General features: G+C 61.2%; 14 protein-coding genes. 10 read left to right on the top strand and 4 right to left on the bottom strand.

The features are described 5' to 3' along the window. The 8 genes from cobU (at window position 1) to ACVWSC_RS07390 (ending at window position 5,313) form a co-directional block, all read left to right on the top strand. Complete coding sequence (gene cobU / locus ACVWSC_RS07355; protein ID WP_442112797.1) at window positions 1–522, top strand: bifunctional adenosylcobinamide kinase/adenosylcobinamide-phosphate guanylyltransferase; 522 nt, start codon at window positions 1–3, stop codon at window positions 520–522. Next, the gene (gene cobT, locus ACVWSC_RS07360) at window positions 519–1,574 is read left to right on the top strand and encodes a nicotinate-nucleotide--dimethylbenzimidazole phosphoribosyltransferase (RefSeq protein WP_442112799.1); all 1,056 of its coding nucleotides are present in this window, start codon (window positions 519–521) and stop codon (window positions 1,572–1,574) included. Before cobU ends, cobT begins: the two co-directional genes overlap by 4 nt. Next, complete coding sequence (gene cobC / locus ACVWSC_RS07365; protein ID WP_442112801.1) at window positions 1,571–2,140, top strand: alpha-ribazole phosphatase family protein; 570 nt, start codon at window positions 1,571–1,573, stop codon at window positions 2,138–2,140. Before cobT ends, cobC begins: the two co-directional genes overlap by 4 nt. A gap of 1 nt (window position 2,141) precedes the next feature. Beyond that, complete coding sequence (locus ACVWSC_RS07370) at window positions 2,142–2,870, top strand: adenosylcobinamide-GDP ribazoletransferase (RefSeq protein ID WP_442114267.1); 729 nt, start codon at window positions 2,142–2,144, stop codon at window positions 2,868–2,870. Between the two features lie 51 nt (window positions 2,871–2,921). Beyond that, window positions 2,922–3,326 (top strand): MarR family winged helix-turn-helix transcriptional regulator, encoded by a 405-nt coding sequence (locus ACVWSC_RS07375; RefSeq protein WP_442112803.1) that lies wholly within the window; start codon window positions 2,922–2,924, stop codon window positions 3,324–3,326. A gap of 64 nt (window positions 3,327–3,390) precedes the next feature. Continuing rightward, window positions 3,391–4,593: an MFS transporter gene (locus ACVWSC_RS07380; RefSeq protein WP_442112805.1), complete on the top strand. Its 1,203-nt coding sequence runs from the start codon at window positions 3,391–3,393 to the stop codon at window positions 4,591–4,593. Further along, window positions 4,590–4,712 (top strand): hypothetical protein, encoded by a 123-nt coding sequence (locus ACVWSC_RS07385; RefSeq protein WP_442112807.1) that lies wholly within the window; start codon window positions 4,590–4,592, stop codon window positions 4,710–4,712. The genes ACVWSC_RS07380 and ACVWSC_RS07385 overlap by 4 nt, the downstream gene beginning before the upstream one ends. A 43-nt stretch (window positions 4,713–4,755) precedes the next feature. Continuing rightward, window positions 4,756–5,313, top strand: a complete 558-nt coding sequence (locus ACVWSC_RS07390) for a glutathione peroxidase (protein ID WP_442112809.1) — start codon at window positions 4,756–4,758, stop codon at window positions 5,311–5,313. A 57-nt stretch (window positions 5,314–5,370) separates the two neighbouring features. Here ACVWSC_RS07390 and ACVWSC_RS07395 read toward each other — a convergent pair whose 3' ends face one another. The 3 genes from ACVWSC_RS07395 to ACVWSC_RS07405 all read right to left on the bottom strand — a co-directional run bounded on the left by ACVWSC_RS07395 (window position 5,371) and on the right by ACVWSC_RS07405 (window position 7,796). Next, window positions 5,371–6,630: an OmpP1/FadL family transporter gene (locus tag ACVWSC_RS07395; RefSeq protein ID WP_442112811.1), complete on the bottom strand. Its 1,260-nt coding sequence runs from the start codon at window positions 6,628–6,630 to the stop codon at window positions 5,371–5,373. 146 nt (window positions 6,631–6,776) lie between these two features. Beyond that, on the bottom strand, window positions 6,777–7,259 hold the full coding sequence (locus tag ACVWSC_RS07400; RefSeq protein WP_442112813.1) for a hypothetical protein: 483 nt from the start codon (window positions 7,257–7,259) through the stop codon (window positions 6,777–6,779). 312 nt (window positions 7,260–7,571) lie between these two features. Then, window positions 7,572–7,796, bottom strand: a complete 225-nt coding sequence (locus ACVWSC_RS07405; protein ID WP_442112815.1) for a hypothetical protein — start codon at window positions 7,794–7,796, stop codon at window positions 7,572–7,574. A 954-nt stretch (window positions 7,797–8,750) separates the two neighbouring features. Here ACVWSC_RS07405 and ACVWSC_RS07410 point away from each other — a divergent pair. Together ACVWSC_RS07410 and ACVWSC_RS07415 are read left to right on the top strand one after the other, a co-directional pair. Further along, window positions 8,751–9,179, top strand: coding sequence for a tetratricopeptide repeat protein (locus ACVWSC_RS07410; protein WP_442112817.1), 429 nt, complete (start codon window positions 8,751–8,753; stop codon window positions 9,177–9,179). A 179-nt stretch (window positions 9,180–9,358) separates the two neighbouring features. Beyond that, window positions 9,359–10,747: a DNA recombination protein RmuC gene (locus ACVWSC_RS07415; RefSeq protein WP_442114268.1), complete on the top strand. Its 1,389-nt coding sequence runs from the start codon at window positions 9,359–9,361 to the stop codon at window positions 10,745–10,747. On the opposite strand, the gene ACVWSC_RS07420 is transcribed toward ACVWSC_RS07415, so the two are convergent. Then, window positions 10,719–14,192: a hybrid sensor histidine kinase/response regulator gene (locus ACVWSC_RS07420; RefSeq protein ID WP_442112819.1), complete on the bottom strand. Its 3,474-nt coding sequence runs from the start codon at window positions 14,190–14,192 to the stop codon at window positions 10,719–10,721. The genes ACVWSC_RS07415 and ACVWSC_RS07420 overlap by 29 nt on opposite strands. Between the last annotated feature and the right edge of the window lie 173 nt (window positions 14,193–14,365).

A 14,365-nucleotide genomic window follows, 5' to 3' on the forward strand; every position in this document is an offset into this window, starting at 1 on the left:
ATGCTCAATCTGATTCTCGGCGGTGCCCGTTCCGGCAAGAGCCGCCTGGCCGAGCAATTGGCCGAACGCAGCGGCTTGCCGGTGACCTACATCGCCACCAGCGAGCCGCTGGACGGTGAAATGAATGCCCGGGTGCAACTGCACCGTGAGCGTCGCCCGGCCAGTTGGGGGCTGATCGAGGAGCCGCTGGCCCTGGCGCAGGTGCTGCGCGCCAATGCCAGCGCCGATCGCTGCCTGCTGGTTGACTGCCTGACCCTGTGGCTGACCAACCTGCTGATGCTGGACAACCCCGAGCGCCTGCTCGCTGAGCGCACGGCGTTGCTCGAGTGCCTCGACACGCTTCCGGGCGAGATCATTCTGGTCAGCAACGAGACCGGTCTGGGCGTGGTGCCACTGGGTGAGCTGACGCGTCGCTATGTCGATGAAGCCGGCTGGCTGCACCAGGCCATTGCCGAGCGCTGCCAGCGGGTAGTGCTGGCGGTCGCTGGTCTGCCACTTACTTTGAAAGGAACCGCACCATGAGTCAGACCTGGTGGCTTGATGCCTGCCGTGCCGTCGATCCTGCTGCCCGCCAGCAGGCGTTGGCGCGTCAGCAACAATTGACCAAACCCAGCGGCTCGCTTGGCCGCCTGGAGTCGCTTGCGGTGCAACTTGCCGGACTGCAGGGGCAACTCAAGCCCAGTGTGGAACAGGTCAGCATTGCGATCTTCGCCGGTGACCATGGCGTGGTGGCCGAAGGCATTTCCGCCTATCCGCAGGCGGTCACCGGGCAGATGCTGCAGAATTTTGTCGCCGGTGGCGCGGCGATCAGCGTGCTGGCGCGTCAGCTCAATGCCCAGCTGGAAGTCGTTGACCTGGGCACCATCGACCCGGACCTGAACCTGCCGGGTGTGCGTCACCTGCGCGTGGGGCCCGGTACAGCGAACTTTGCCAAGGCCCCGGCGATGACCCGTGAGCAGGGCCTGCAGGCGCTGCAGGGCGGGCGAGACGCTGCCTTGCGTGCTGCCGCCTGTGGCGCCCGGCTGTTCATTGGCGGTGAGATGGGCATTGGCAACACCACCGCTGCCAGCGCACTCGCATGTGCCTTGCTGGGCTGCCCGGCCAGCGAACTCAGTGGCCCGGGTACCGGCCTGGATGGCGCAGGGGTTGCGCATAAGGCCGAGGTTATCGAGCGGGCGTTGGCACTGCACGCAGGCCTGGCAGATGACCCGTTGCGGCGCTTGTTCTGCTTTGGCGGCTTTGAAATCGCCGCCTTGGTAGGGGCTTATCTGGGCTGCGCGCAAGCCGGAGTCGCGGTACTGGTTGATGGTTTTATCTGCACGGTCGCTGCGTTGGTGGCTGTGCGCCTCAACCCGGATTGCCGTGACTGGCTGTTGTTTGGCCACTGCGGCGCTGAGCCTGGGCATCGCCGGGTGCTGGACGCGTTGCAGGCCGAGCCGCTGCTGGCGCTGGGCTTGCGCCTGGGCGAGGGCAGTGGCGCGGCGCTGGCGGTGCCGTTGCTGCGCCTGGCCTGCGACCTGCACGGGCAAATGGCGACTTTCGCCGAAGCGGCCGTGGCGGATCGCCCGGCATGATCATCGACCTGTTGCGCCACGGCGAAACCGAACTTGGTGGCGGGCTGCGCGGTAGCCTGGATGATGCGCTGACCGCCAAGGGCTGGGCGCAGATGCAGGCCGCAGTGGACACGGCCGGGCCCTGGCAGGTCTTGGTCAGTTCCCCGTTGCAGCGTTGCGCACGATTTGCCCAGTTGCTGGGTGAGCAGCGAGGCCTGCCGGTGCACTTGGCGCCCGGGCTGCAAGAGTTGCATTTTGGTGAGTGGGAAGGGCGTAGCGCCGCTGACTTGATGCTCACCCACGAGCAGCAATTGGGTCAGTTCTGGGCTGACCCCTACAGCTTCACCCCGCCAGCGGGAGAGCCGGTCAGCGACTTTTCTGCGCGTGTACTGACGGCACTTGCCGCCTTGCGTGCTGAGTATGCCGGCAAGCATGTGTTGCTGGTCACCCACGGCGGTGTGATGCGCCTGTTGCTGGCGCGTGCCAGGGGCTTGCCGCGTGAACAACTGCTGCAAGTAGAAGTCGGCCATGGCGCCCTGTGCCGCCTTGAAGTGCTGGCCGATGGCACTCTGCGAGAAGCGCTCTAAGATGCTGGCGTTCTGGATAGCCCTGCAATTTCTAAGCAGCCTGCCTGTACGCCTGCCGGGGATGCCGACAGCCGAGCAGATGGGGCGCTCGCTGCTGTTTTACCCAGCGGTGGGATTCGTGTTTGGCGTGCTGCTGTGGGGGCTGAATACCGCACTCGACGGCAGCCCGCTGCTGTTGCACACGGCCCTGTTGCTCAGTGCCTGGGTGCTGCTCAGTGGCGCCTTGCACCTTGATGGCCTGGCCGACAGTGCCGATGCCTGGTTAGGCGGCTTCGGTGACCGCGAACGCACCCTGCAGATCATGAAAGACCCACGCAGCGGGCCGATCGCGGTGGTGACTCTGGTGCTGGTGTTGCTGCTCAAGTTCTGCGCCTTGTTGGTGTTGGTCGAGCGTGGCCAAGGGCTGTTGTTGATGGTAGCGCCACTTTTGGGCCGAACCGCCATGCTCGGGCTGTTTCTCACCACACCGTATGTGCGCGCAGGTGGATTGGGACAGGCGCTGGCCGAGCATCTGCCGCGACGCAGTGGCTGGTGGGTACTGCTGGCCAGTGGCGTGCTGTGTTTGGGCCTGACAGGCCCGCAAGGTCTGTATGTGCTGGCTGCGGCGGGCGTCGTGTTTTTCTGCTTGCGTCGCTTGATGATGCGTCGACTGGGCGGAACCACCGGCGATACTGCTGGCGCGTTACTGGAGTTGCTGGAGTTGGCGGTGTTGCTAAGTCTGGCGTTGTAGTCGAGCAGGAAATGCTTGCACCTGAATAGATGCGGGTATATACACGTATTCATGTTGACCAGCGAATGCATCTGCACCCACCTGCGTCGAGCGGCCCGTGGGGTTAGCCGACATTACGACGAGGCCCTCGAAGGCTTCGGGATCAACGTCGCGCAGTTTTCCCTGTTGCGTCATTTGCGCCGCCTCGATCAGCCGAGCATTTCCACCCTGGCCGAGGCCATGGGGCTGGATCGCAGTACCCTGGGGCGTAACCTGCGGGTGCTGGAAGCTGAAGGGCTGGTGGCCTTAGCCGAAGGCCGTGATTTGCGTAATCGTCTGGTATTGCTGACAGCGCAGGGCCATGAACGTCTGTGCCTGGCAGAGCCAGCGTGGGAAAAGGCGCAGATCAGTTTGATCGACACCTTGGGTGAAGGCCAGCGTGATGAGCTGGTGCGTTTGCTGGAGCTGCTTGCTTGAGCTTTTTCCGACCTAAAGCGGGTATATACCCGCATAACCTTGCGGTGCTGTGGAGAAAACAATAATGACATCGGTATGGCGAACCAGTGGGTGGATTCTCCTCGGCGCAGCGTTGATTCTGGCGCTGTCGCTGGGCGTGCGGCATGGCTTCGGCCTGTTTCTGGCGCCGATGAGTGCCGAGTTTGGCTGGGGGCGTGAAGTGTTCGCCTTCGCCATAGCCTTGCAGAACCTGATCTGGGGCCTGGCGCAACCCTTTGCCGGAGCCCTGGCTGATCGCCTGGGCGCGGCGAAAGTAGTGATGGTCGGCGGCATTCTCTACGCCACCGGGCTGGTGCTGATGGGCATGTCCGATTCGGCGCTCACCCTGTCATTGAGCGCTGGCTTGTTGATTGGTATTGGCCTGTCCGGCACCTCGTTTTCGGTGATTCTCGGTGTGGTTGGCCGCGCGGTACCGGCGGAGAAACGCAGCATGGCCATGGGTATTGCCAGCGCGGCGGGGTCGTTCGGTCAGTTCGCCATGTTGCCGGGCACCCTTGGCCTGATTGGTTGGCTGGGCTGGTCGGCGGCCTTGCTGGTGCTGGGCTTGCTGGTGGCGTTCATTGTGCCGATGGTGAGCTTGTTGAAAGACCGTCCACTGCCGAGCAACGGTGCCGAGCAGAGCCTTGGTCAGGCGCTGCGTGAAGCCTGTTCGCATTCCGGCTTCTGGCTGCTGGCGCTGGGCTTTTTCGTTTGTGGTTTCCAGGTGGTGTTCATCGGTGTCCACCTACCGGCCTACTTGGTCGATCAGCACCTGCCGGCCACCATTGGTACCACGGTGCTGGCCTTGGTGGGGCTGTTCAATATTGTCGGCACCTACACCGCAGGTTGGCTGGGCGGGCGGATGTCCAAGCCGCGCCTGCTGACGGCGCTTTATCTGTTGCGCGCGGTAGTGATTGTGTTGTTCCTGTGGGCGCCGGTGACACAGTTCAGCGCTTACCTGTTCGGCATTGCCATGGGCTTGCTGTGGCTGTCGACCGTGCCGCTGACCAACGGTACAGTCGCCACGCTGTTCGGCGTGCGCAACCTGTCGATGCTCGGCGGTATCGTGTTCCTGTTCCATCAATTGGGGGCATTTCTGGGCGGTTGGCTGGGTGGCGTGGTGTACGACCAGACCGGCAACTACGACCTGGTCTGGCAGATCTCGATCCTGCTCAGCCTGTTGGCCGCAGCGCTTAACTGGCCGGTGCGGGAGCGTCCGGTGGCGCGCTTGCAGGCGCAAGCGGCATGAGCCGCGTGGCGCTGCGCGGGCTGCTGGCCCTGGCCGCACTGCTGCTACTGCTGCTGGTGTGGTGGGGCTGGCAAGAGGGCGGCCTGGCGTTGATGCAGTTGGGCATGGGCGTGTGCTAAGCGTATCCTCAATGGCAGATGCCGGCTCAAAGGAGAGACAACAATGCGCACACGCTGGATATTGGTTCCGCTGTTCACCCTGATGGCTGCGGCAGGCGCGCAGGCGGCTGGGTGTCCAGCGCTGTATGAAACGCAAGGCAGCCTGCCGGAACTGCGGGGCAAGGAGCAGCTCGACCTGTGCAAACGCTTTGCCGGTAAGCCGCTGGTGGTGGTCAATACCGCCAGCTATTGCGGTTTCGCGCCTCAGTTCGAAGGCCTGGAAAGTGTCTACAAGGCTTATCATGAGCAGGGTCTGGAAATGCTTGGGGTGCCGTCCAATGACTTCAAGCAAGAGGACACTGACGCCGAAAAAACTGCCAAGGTGTGTTATGCCAACTACGGCGTAACCTTCACCATGACCAAGGCCCAGCCGGTGCGGGGCAGTGACGCCATTCCACTGTTCAAGAAGCTCGCCGACCAGAGCAGCGCGCCGAAGTGGAACTTCTACAAGTATGTGGTCGATCGCCAGGGCAAGGTGGTTGCCAGTTTTTCCAGCCTGACCAAGCCGGACGACCCTGAGTTTACCGCCGCGATCGAGAAAGCCATTGCTTCGCAGCCCTGACATCCGCATATAAAAAAACCGCCGATATCGGCGGTTTTTTGTGTTGCCAGCGTTGAATCAGAAGCGGTAGGTGAGCGACGCACCCAGGCCGTGAGCGCTGTTCTCGTACTTGGCCTTGTAGGTGCCCTTGGTTTGGCTGGCCAGGTTGACCTTGGTGTCTTCTTCCCACAGGTAGGAGTAGGCCAGGTCGATGGTCATGTCTTCGTTCGGGCTGTAGCCGGCACCGAAGCTGATGACCTTGCGGTCGCCAGTTGGAATGCGTGGCGAACGGTCGTGGTTGTTGGTTGGCGACTGGTCGACGGTGAAACCGGTGCGCAGTACCCACTCTTTGTTCAGCTTGTACGAAGCACCGATGGCGTGAGCCCAGGTGTCGTGCCAGTTCTGGTCTTCGCTGATGGTGCCGAACTGAGGATTCAGTGGCGCAGGCACATCGTTGTTTACCGTGATCGCTTCCAGGCGGCTCCAGCGAGTCCAGGTGCTGCCCGCGTAGAGGGTCCACTGATCATCCAGCTCGTGGGTGACCGACATGTCGACCGACTCTGGGGTTTTGATCTTCAGCTCAGCGTCGAACTTGCTGCCGCTGAACGGGCCGATCAGGGCGTTGTTGATCTTGGTGTTACCTTCGAGCTTGTAATCGACCATCGAGTGGTAGGTCAGGCCGACGCGGGTTTTGTCGGTGGCCTGGACGAGCACACCGATGTTGTAACCAACGGCGGTATCGTCACCTTTGATCTTCACTTCACCATCATTGGAACCCGGGGTGAAGGGGTTGATGGTGTTGGAGCTCAGCTCGCCCTTGATCTTGTTGATGGTCGGGCCGAAACCGATCGACACCTTGTCGTTGAAGGCGTAGCTGACGGTTGGCTGGAAGGTGACGACTTCAACGTAGCTTTTCTTGCCGTAGTAGCGGCTGGCAGCAGTGCTTTCGTAGTCGGTTACCAGGCCGAATGGGACGTAGACACCGAAGCCGACGCTCCAGTTGTCATCCAGCGGCTTGACGTAGTAACCCATAGGCACGCCCACGAAAGGCACCATGTCGCCATCGGTAGTGCCGCCTGGGAAGCCGCCACCGGAGATGTCGGACTTGGCAATCACGGCTGCGCCACCAACGGTAACCTGTTCACGTTTCAGGCGCGACATACCGGCAGGGTTGCCGAATACGGTGCTGGCATCATCGGCAGAAGACGAACGCCCCGCGAAACCTGTGCCCATGCCGCTGACGCTTTGTTCGTTAAGGGCAAAGCCGCTGGCGAACAGTTGAGTCGAGGCAAGAGTGATGGCGAGGCCGAGAGACGATTTGAGCATTACTTTTTTCATTATTAGAACTCCTTGGGATCTCCGGGGCGAAAATTACCAACATTTCGCCCGCAGCGCTATAGGCTGTATCGCAGGAGATAGAGCGGTTTTGTAGGACAATCCAACCAGATTGGTAGGAGTTTTCCGAATGTGGGTTTCAGTGACTATCAGCAGGCCTGAAGAGTCACAGGGGCGATGCAGGTTTGCCAGGCGCAAGTGAAATCGCGCAGGCGTCCCTGAGGTTGGAAAGTCTGGCGCCAGATACGTGCCAGACCGAGCAGATCGTCGGCATCGGGGAGTTGCGGGGCTTGTTCTTCGATCAGCATCCAGGCGATGGCCGTGGCGTAGCGCAGGTTGACGGTCAGTTCCAGGTGCGGGCCGCTGAGGAAGGCGTGCTGGCTGGCCAGGCCGCGCACCAGGCTGGCCAGTTCCGGGTCACGGGCCAGAAATTGGTCCCAGATACTTTGGTGGCGCAACTCGCCAATTCGGTACAGCCCGTGGCCGCGTCGATCATGCAGGGCAGAGCCTAGTGCTGACTGGCTGGCTGCAACACCGAGCAACAAAGCTTCGGCGCTTGCGCAGTGGCGGCCCAGGTAGATCAGGGTCGGGCGGATGACAAATTGGCTTAACTCGCTCGCGGCGATACCCATAACACCCTCGAACTTGAATTTGACCGGCGGACGCTGGAGCTTGGCAGCTGGAGAGTCGGTCAGGTCCGCCGGAAGCGGTGCTGGCCGCTTGAGTTGAAGTGTAGTGTCATCTTCGCGCTGTAAAGGGCTGTTTTTAAAACATTTGCGGCTTTTAGTTATAAATCATATGCCGTGGAGTGATTAGCTTTGGCTTAGTGGGCTGTCCCTTTCGCGGCGCAAGGCCGCTCCCACAGTGACTGTGAATCGGCTCGAACACAGGTAATAAAAAGCCCCGCACAGTGGCGGGGCTTGAGCTGTTGCAGCGAAGCGCGATCAGGCGGTCAGGGCCTGACGGGTGCGCTCGATGACCGCTTGAAGCGGCTCGGATTGGCTGTACTGCTCGGGGTACAGTCGCTCGCTGTGACGGGCAATGCCGTGCTCGTTGACCAGGGTGAAGCTGAAGCCGCCTTTGCGCGACGCCAGGATCAAGCAGTTCAATGGGGCAAATGCCTGGGAAAGGGTGCGAATCGCAGCCTGAGTATGGATAGAGTGAGTCATAGTTATTAGATGTTCCTGCAATAGACACGGATTCGATCCGTGCACACTTAAAACGTTCCAGTAACGCCCGGATTTAGCCGTGGCGAAGAACCTGACTGGAACAGGGCAGCCAGTTTTGGGCGCATTTATAGGTGGCGCTGGGGCTGACTGGTAGGTACGTCGGAGGACAGGCAACACGCCGGGTCGAGGTTCTATGCCACGGGGTGAAGATCCTGATCATTCTGCAGGTTGGCTCGGTCAGCGTAAGAAGTGATTTACGTGGGAGCCATCAAGTGGGCCGGTCCTGGTTTCAACAGGCGCTGTTCCAAGGTGGAGCAGGGCGCTGTAAGGACTGCTTTGGCCAGAATTGACTTTCAGCTTGGTACTAACGGCGGCAAGACTACAGCACAAGCCATCAGTTGGCAAGGAATGCTGACTTGTCGTTCGAGGAGCCGGCCAGTATCTCGTGTTTTTCCCGGGTTGGGAAGGGCCTGCGCAGGAGGGAAACGCAGGGAACGTGCCAAATTCGTGCAACGAAGTGCCTTCCTTTGGGGCGGTTGTACACACTTGGCGCAATCGATGTTACAGCCCTGCAACACTCCCTGGTTAGGCTGTCGATGACTTGGCTGAGGTCTTAAGTCAATGAAAAAAAACACTTATTTTAGCTGGTGAAAAAATCGACAGTTTGAGCCGGAGCCCCATTCTATGGGGGTTTGCGGGGTCTTGGAGGGGGTTGTCCACCGAGTTATCCACAGCTTCTGTGGATTGTCCCGAGCGCTTGCTCTAGGACGGGCGTGCTAGGTTTTTCCGATGTGTCCGACAATCGTCGAACAGACTTCTGGTGGAGAAAATTTCCGTCATCGAGGTCAACAAAAAAAGCTGAAATATTTTGAAAAAAGTATCGGCCCAACTCGGGCCATTGGTCGAAAAAAGGAGTAGAGTGGCGCGCCTCTCGAGTTGCCTTCGCTGTTGGTTATGAAGTTCCGCGCCAAAATTCCTGCAATTTCTTCCACACCACCCCCTTTGCCCGAGCCCAAGCGCTTTTCGTTGAAAGTAGCCTTGTGGCTGCTCGATAGCCCTCGGCTGGGCGACAACCCTAACGTCAAACATTTTGCCGGGCGCCTGCTCAAGCAACCTGCGCGTCAGGGTGTGGTGGTTGCGCAAAGCCGTCTTGGGCAGATGCTCTGTCGTGACTGTGGCAATGCCCGCGACCGGCGTATCGGTCACGACCTGTTGCGTCAGGCTGCCCGTGCCGGCGACCGGCGTGCCCAACTCGAATACGGTCGGCTATGCGCTCAAGCGCAGATCAATGAGCCCGAACAAGCCCGCTACTGGCTGGAGCTGGCAGCGTCGCAGGGCTCGCAGGAAGCGCGACGTTTGCTCAAGCAACTGCCCGACGCCTGACTGCAGCAAGCTGACAAGGCTGATAAGCTCAGGCGTTGAATGGAGCCGGGGGAATTGGGGTGGCAATAGCGTTTGATCTGACCAGCATTGTGCTGGGCATGGTGGTGGCCGCAGTGCCAACCCTGGGCTGGGTGTTTCAACAGCAACGGCGCCTGGCCGCCCGTGAGGCGCAGGCCGCGTTGCTTGAGGAGCGCCTGAGCAGCGCGCAGATGGCTCAAGAGGGTGTGCTCGCCCAACTCGATGCCAGTCGCGACGAAATCAGCGACCTGAGCCAGGCCAATGCCGCCAAGCAAGCCACGCTGGCAGCACAGGCGCGTGAACTGGAGCTGTTGCATATCGACCGCGACAATGCCCGCGATGCCGCGCATGCCTGGCAGCTCGAGCGTACGGCGCGCGAGGCTGAATTGCGGCGTCTGGATGCACAGAGTGCAGCCCTGAGTGCCGAGCTGCGCGAGCAGCAAGACAGTCATCAGCAGCGTCTGGATGACCTGCAAGGCTCGCGTGACGAGCTGCGCGCCCAGTTCGCCGAAATGGCGACGAAAATCTTTGATGAGCGCGAGCAGCGTTTCGCCCAGACCAGCCAGCAGCATCTGGGGCAACTGCTTGACCCGCTCAAAGAGCGCATTCAGGCATTTGAAAAGCGTGTTGAAGACAGCTACCAGCAAGAGGCCAGGGAGCGTTTCTCGTTGGCCAAGGAGCTGGAGCGCCTGCAGCAACTGAACCTGCGCCTGAGCGATGAAGCGACCAACCTGACCCAGGCGCTGAAAGGCCAGAAAACCCAAGGTAACTGGGGTGAGCTGATTCTGGAGCGTGTGCTGGAGCATGCAGGCCTGGAGAAGGGCCGCGAATACCAGACCCAGGTCAGTCTCAAGAGCGCCGACGGTGAGCGCTTCCAGCCAGACGTGCTGATTATGTTGCCTGGCGATAAACAGGTGGTCGTCGATTCCAAGGTCAGCCTGACGGCCTATCAGCAGTATGTTGCCGCCGATGACAGTGAAATTGCCCAGGCGGCACTGAAGCAGCATGTGCTGTCGCTGCGTAATCATGTCAAAGGATTGTCGGGCAAGGATTACAACCGCCTGGAAGGCTTGCACAGCCTCGATTTCGTCCTCCTCTTCGTACCGATCGAGGCGGCGTTCTCGGCAGCGCTGCAGGCCGAGCCGAACCTGTTTCAGGAAGCCTTTGACCGGCAAATCGTGATTGTCAGCCCGACCACCTTGCTTGCCACGCTAAGGGTGATCGACAGCTTGTGGAAACAGGAGCGCCAGAGCCAGAACGCCCGGGAAATCGCCGAGCGTGCGGGCTGGCTCTACGACAAGTTCGTGCTGTTCATCCAGGACCTGGACGAACTGGGTAGCCGTTTGCAGCAGGTCGATAAAGCCTACAGTGCAGCGCGCAATAAGCTGTGTGAAGGGCGTGGCAACCTGATCAGCCGTAGCGAGCAGCTCAAGTTGTTGGGGGCCAGGGCCAGCAAGAGTCTGCCGGCCGATTTGCTTGAGCGCGCAATGAGCGAAGGCGACCCGCTGGCCGCCAGCGCCCTTACTGGACCAGGCTCAGATGCCGATTGAGCAGGGCGCGCAAGGCGGCCGGCTTGACCGGCTTGGCCAGAAAGTCGAGGCCGGCGGCGTGCACCTGGGCCACGGTTTCGCTACGGCCGTCGGCACTGATTACCACGCCGGGAACCGGCTCGCCCAGGCGGGTGCGTAGCCAGGCCATCAACTCGGTACCGGTTTCGCCATCGTCCAGATGGTAATCCACCAAGGCCAGGTGAGGGCGCATGCCCTTGTTCAGCAAGGCATCGCACTCTTGTTGATTGCGCGCGGTCCAGACCTGGCAACCCCAGCGACTGAGCAGGCTGTTCATGCCGATCAGGATGCTGTCTTCGTTATCGACACACAGCACCTGCATGCCCGCCAGCGGCTGACCGGCTTGTTCGGCAGGCGTTGCGGCCACGGCGGCCGGGGCGGTGGCCAGCGGCACGCTGACACGGAACACGCTGCCTTTGCCGGGCCAGGAGCGCACTTCCAGTGAGTGACCGAGTACCCGGCACAAGCCATCGGCGATCGCCAGGCCCAGGCCCAGGCCTTTTTCGGCACGGGTCTGGTGGCTGTCCAGGCGTTTGAATTCTTCGAAGATCACCTGCAGCTTGTCATCGGCAATGCCCGGGCCACGGTCCCAGACTTCCAGCCACAGCTTGCCCTGGGTGCGGCGTACGCCCAGGAGGATCGGGCTTTTGCCATAGCGGAAAGCGTTGGTGAGGAAGTTCTGCAAAATCCGCCGCAGCAGCTTCATGTCGCTGTGCACCCGCAAACGGCTGCCACGCACACGGAAGTCCAGGCCCTGTTGCTGGGCCAGCACCTTGAATTCGGCGCCCAGGGTGTCGAACAGCTCGTTAAGGGCGAAGGGCTTTGGATCAGGGGTGATCTTGCCGTTTTCCAGGCGCGAGATGTCGAGCAGGTCGCTGATCAGTTCTTCGGCAGAACGCAGCGAGCTGTCCAGGTGCTGGACCAGTTGCTGGGCGTCGGCCGAAAGCCCGTCGCCCTGGTGCGAGAGGGCGGCGGAGAACAGCCGGGCAGCGTTCAGCGGTTGCATCAAGTCATGGCTGACGGCCGCCAGGAAGCGGGTTTTCGATTGGTTGGCGGCCTCGGCGTGGCTCTTGGCTTCGGTTAGTGCCTGGTTCAGCTGCGACAGTTCCTGGGTACGTTCAGCAACCCGCTGTTCGAGGCCCTCGTTGGCATCCTTGAGCGCTTGTTCGGCTTCGCGGAACGGGGTGATGTCGGTGAAGCTCATCACGAAACCACCGCCGGGCATGGGGTTGCCGATCAGTTCGATCACCCGGCCGTTGGGGAACAGTCGCTCAGAAGTGTGGGCGCGGCCCTGGCGCATCCAGTGCAGACGGCGCGCCACATGCACCTGGGCTTCGCCCGGTCCGCACAGGCCGCGTTCGGCGTTGTAGCGGATGATGTCGGCAATCGGGCGGCCAACGCTGATCAAGCCATCCGGGTAATTGAACAGCTCCAGATAACGACGGTTCCACGCCACCAGGTGCAGGTTCTGGTCGACCACACTGATGCCCTGGCTGATGTTCTCGATCGCGCCTTGCAACAGGGCGCGGTTGAACTGCAGCACTTCCGAGGCTTCGTCGGCGATGCGCACCACGTCTTCCAGCTGCATGTCGCGGCCTTCGATCGCCGCCTTGACCACCGCACGCGTCGAAGAAGCGCCGAGGACACCGGCGAGCAAGCGTTCGGTGTGTTCGATCCAGTCACCGTCAGCGTTCTGGTTGGGGTTGAAGCCTTTGCCTTGTCGATAGGCAAAGCGGATGAAACTTTGCCGAGCGCGTTCTTCCCCGACAAAGCGGGCGGCCAGTTCAAGCAGGTCTTCGATCTGCACCGCCAGCAATGAGCGGCTGTTGGGTCGGGCGCTGGTTTGTTGGCCAATGAAACGGCCGGCTTGCCAGTGTTCGGAGACTCGGGTGCGCGACAGGATCGAGACCCAGGCGAACAGGGTGAAGTTGCCCGCCAGTGACAGTACAACGCCCTGGGTCAGCGGGGTGATTGGCAAGTCCAGCGGGTTGCCGTGCAGCCAGGCCAGGCCCGGGAACAGGTCCAGTGACCAGCCAACGCTGTGGGCGGCAATCGGCAGCACCAGGGTGTAGAACCACAGGAAGATGCCGGCCGCCAGACCGGCAAACACGCCACGGCGGTTGGCCTGTTTCCAGTACAGTGCGCCGAGCATGGCCGGGGTCAACTGGGTAACCGCAGCAAAGGCGACCTGGCCAATGGTGGCCAGGCTGGCGGTAGAGCCAAGCAGGCGGTAGCTGACATAAGCCAGCAGCAAAATCACCACGATGGTCACCCGGCGTACCGAGAGCATCCAGTGGCGGAACACTTCGAACGGCCGCTCGGCGTTGTTGCGTCGCAGCAACCATGGCAGCAACATGTCGTTGGAAACCATGGTCGACAGCGCCACCGCCTCAACAATCACCATGCCGGTAGCGGCCGAGGCACCGCCAATGAATGCCAGCAAGGCCAGCGCCGGATGGGCCTCAGCCAGCGGCAGGCTGATGACGTAAGAGTCCGGGATGACGCCCGGCAAGAGCATCTGCCCGGCCAGGGCAATGGGCACCACAAACAGTGCTGCCAGAATCAGATAGGTCGGAAACACCCAGCGGGCCAGGCGCAGATCCTGTGGCTCGATGTTCTCTACCACGGTGACATGGAACTGACGCGGCAGACAGATAATCGCCATCATCGCCACGCCAGTCTGCACAATCATCGACGGCCAATTGATGGTCTCTTTCCAGAAACCTTCCAGGCGTGGTGCCAGATGCGCTTTGCTGAACAGGTCTTCGAATCCGTTATACAGGCCGAAGGTAATGAAGGCGCCAACGGCCAGAAACGCCAACAGCTTGACCAGCGATTCGAAAGCAATCGCCAGCACCATACCGCGGTGGTGCTCGGTCACGTCCAGGCTGCGGGTACCAAACACAATCGAGAACAGCGCCAGCACCAGCGACACCACCAATGCCGTGTCTTGAACGCGGCTGCCAGTGGCGTCGGCGCTGGCACCGATCAGCAGGTTGACGCCGAGCACAATGCCTTTGAGCTGCAAAGCGATATAGGGCAGCACACCGACCAGGCAGATCAGCGCCACCACCACCGCCAGTGATTGCGACTTGCCGTAACGGGCAGCGATGAAGTCGGCAATCGAGGTGATGTTCTCCTGCTTGCTGATCAGCACCATCTTCTGCAAGACCCAGGGCGCGAACAGCAACAACAGCACCGGGCCTAAATAGATCGGCAGGAACGCCCAGAGTTGTTCGGCGGACTGGCCAACAGCGCCGAAGAAGGTCCAGCTGGTGCAGTACACCGCCAGCGACAGGCTGTACACCCATGCGCGCAGACGCGGTGGCAGCGGCGTTTTACGGCGGTCACCATAGAATGCGATAGCGAACATGATGGCCATATAGGCCAGGGCGACCATAGCGATCAGCCCACTGGACAGCGACATGACAACTCCGAAACAGAAAAATGCAGCGAACCTCGATCAATCAGTCTGGCACGCCGTTGACGCTTCGTCAGCGCCGACCATGGTAGCAGTGGCAGAGCGTCGCAGGTTGGAGGAGCGGCGTGCCTTGCGAACACGGACGAAGACCGTGCCATTCACCGCAGTGCCCGCTTCTA

This window comes from Pseudomonas sp. NUPR-002, assembly GCF_056322725.1.

Excerpts from the sequence above, each read along its gene's own strand:
- cobU (WP_442112797.1), top strand. The coding sequence starts at position 1 with ATGCTCAATCTGATTCTCGGCGGTGCCCGTTCCGGCAAGAGCCGCCTG.
- cobT (WP_442112799.1), top strand. The coding sequence starts at position 519 with ATGAGTCAGACCTGGTGGCTTGATGCCTGCCGTGCCGTCGATCCTGCT.
- cobC (WP_442112801.1), top strand. The coding sequence starts at position 1,571 with ATGATCATCGACCTGTTGCGCCACGGCGAAACCGAACTTGGTGGCGGG.
- ACVWSC_RS07370 (WP_442114267.1), top strand. The coding sequence starts at position 2,142 with ATGCTGGCGTTCTGGATAGCCCTGCAATTTCTAAGCAGCCTGCCTGTA.
- ACVWSC_RS07375 (WP_442112803.1), top strand. The coding sequence starts at position 2,922 with ATGTTGACCAGCGAATGCATCTGCACCCACCTGCGTCGAGCGGCCCGT.
- ACVWSC_RS07380 (WP_442112805.1), top strand. The coding sequence starts at position 3,391 with ATGACATCGGTATGGCGAACCAGTGGGTGGATTCTCCTCGGCGCAGCG.
- ACVWSC_RS07385 (WP_442112807.1), top strand. The coding sequence starts at position 4,590 with ATGAGCCGCGTGGCGCTGCGCGGGCTGCTGGCCCTGGCCGCACTGCTG.
- ACVWSC_RS07390 (WP_442112809.1), top strand. The coding sequence starts at position 4,756 with ATGCGCACACGCTGGATATTGGTTCCGCTGTTCACCCTGATGGCTGCG.
- ACVWSC_RS07395 (WP_442112811.1), bottom strand. The coding sequence starts at position 6,630 with ATGAAAAAAGTAATGCTCAAATCGTCTCTCGGCCTCGCCATCACTCTT.
- ACVWSC_RS07400 (WP_442112813.1), bottom strand. The coding sequence starts at position 7,259 with ATGGGTATCGCCGCGAGCGAGTTAAGCCAATTTGTCATCCGCCCGACC.
- ACVWSC_RS07405 (WP_442112815.1), bottom strand. The coding sequence starts at position 7,796 with ATGACTCACTCTATCCATACTCAGGCTGCGATTCGCACCCTTTCCCAG.
- ACVWSC_RS07410 (WP_442112817.1), top strand. The coding sequence starts at position 8,751 with ATGAAGTTCCGCGCCAAAATTCCTGCAATTTCTTCCACACCACCCCCT.
- ACVWSC_RS07420 (WP_442112819.1), bottom strand. The coding sequence starts at position 14,192 with ATGTCGCTGTCCAGTGGGCTGATCGCTATGGTCGCCCTGGCCTATATG.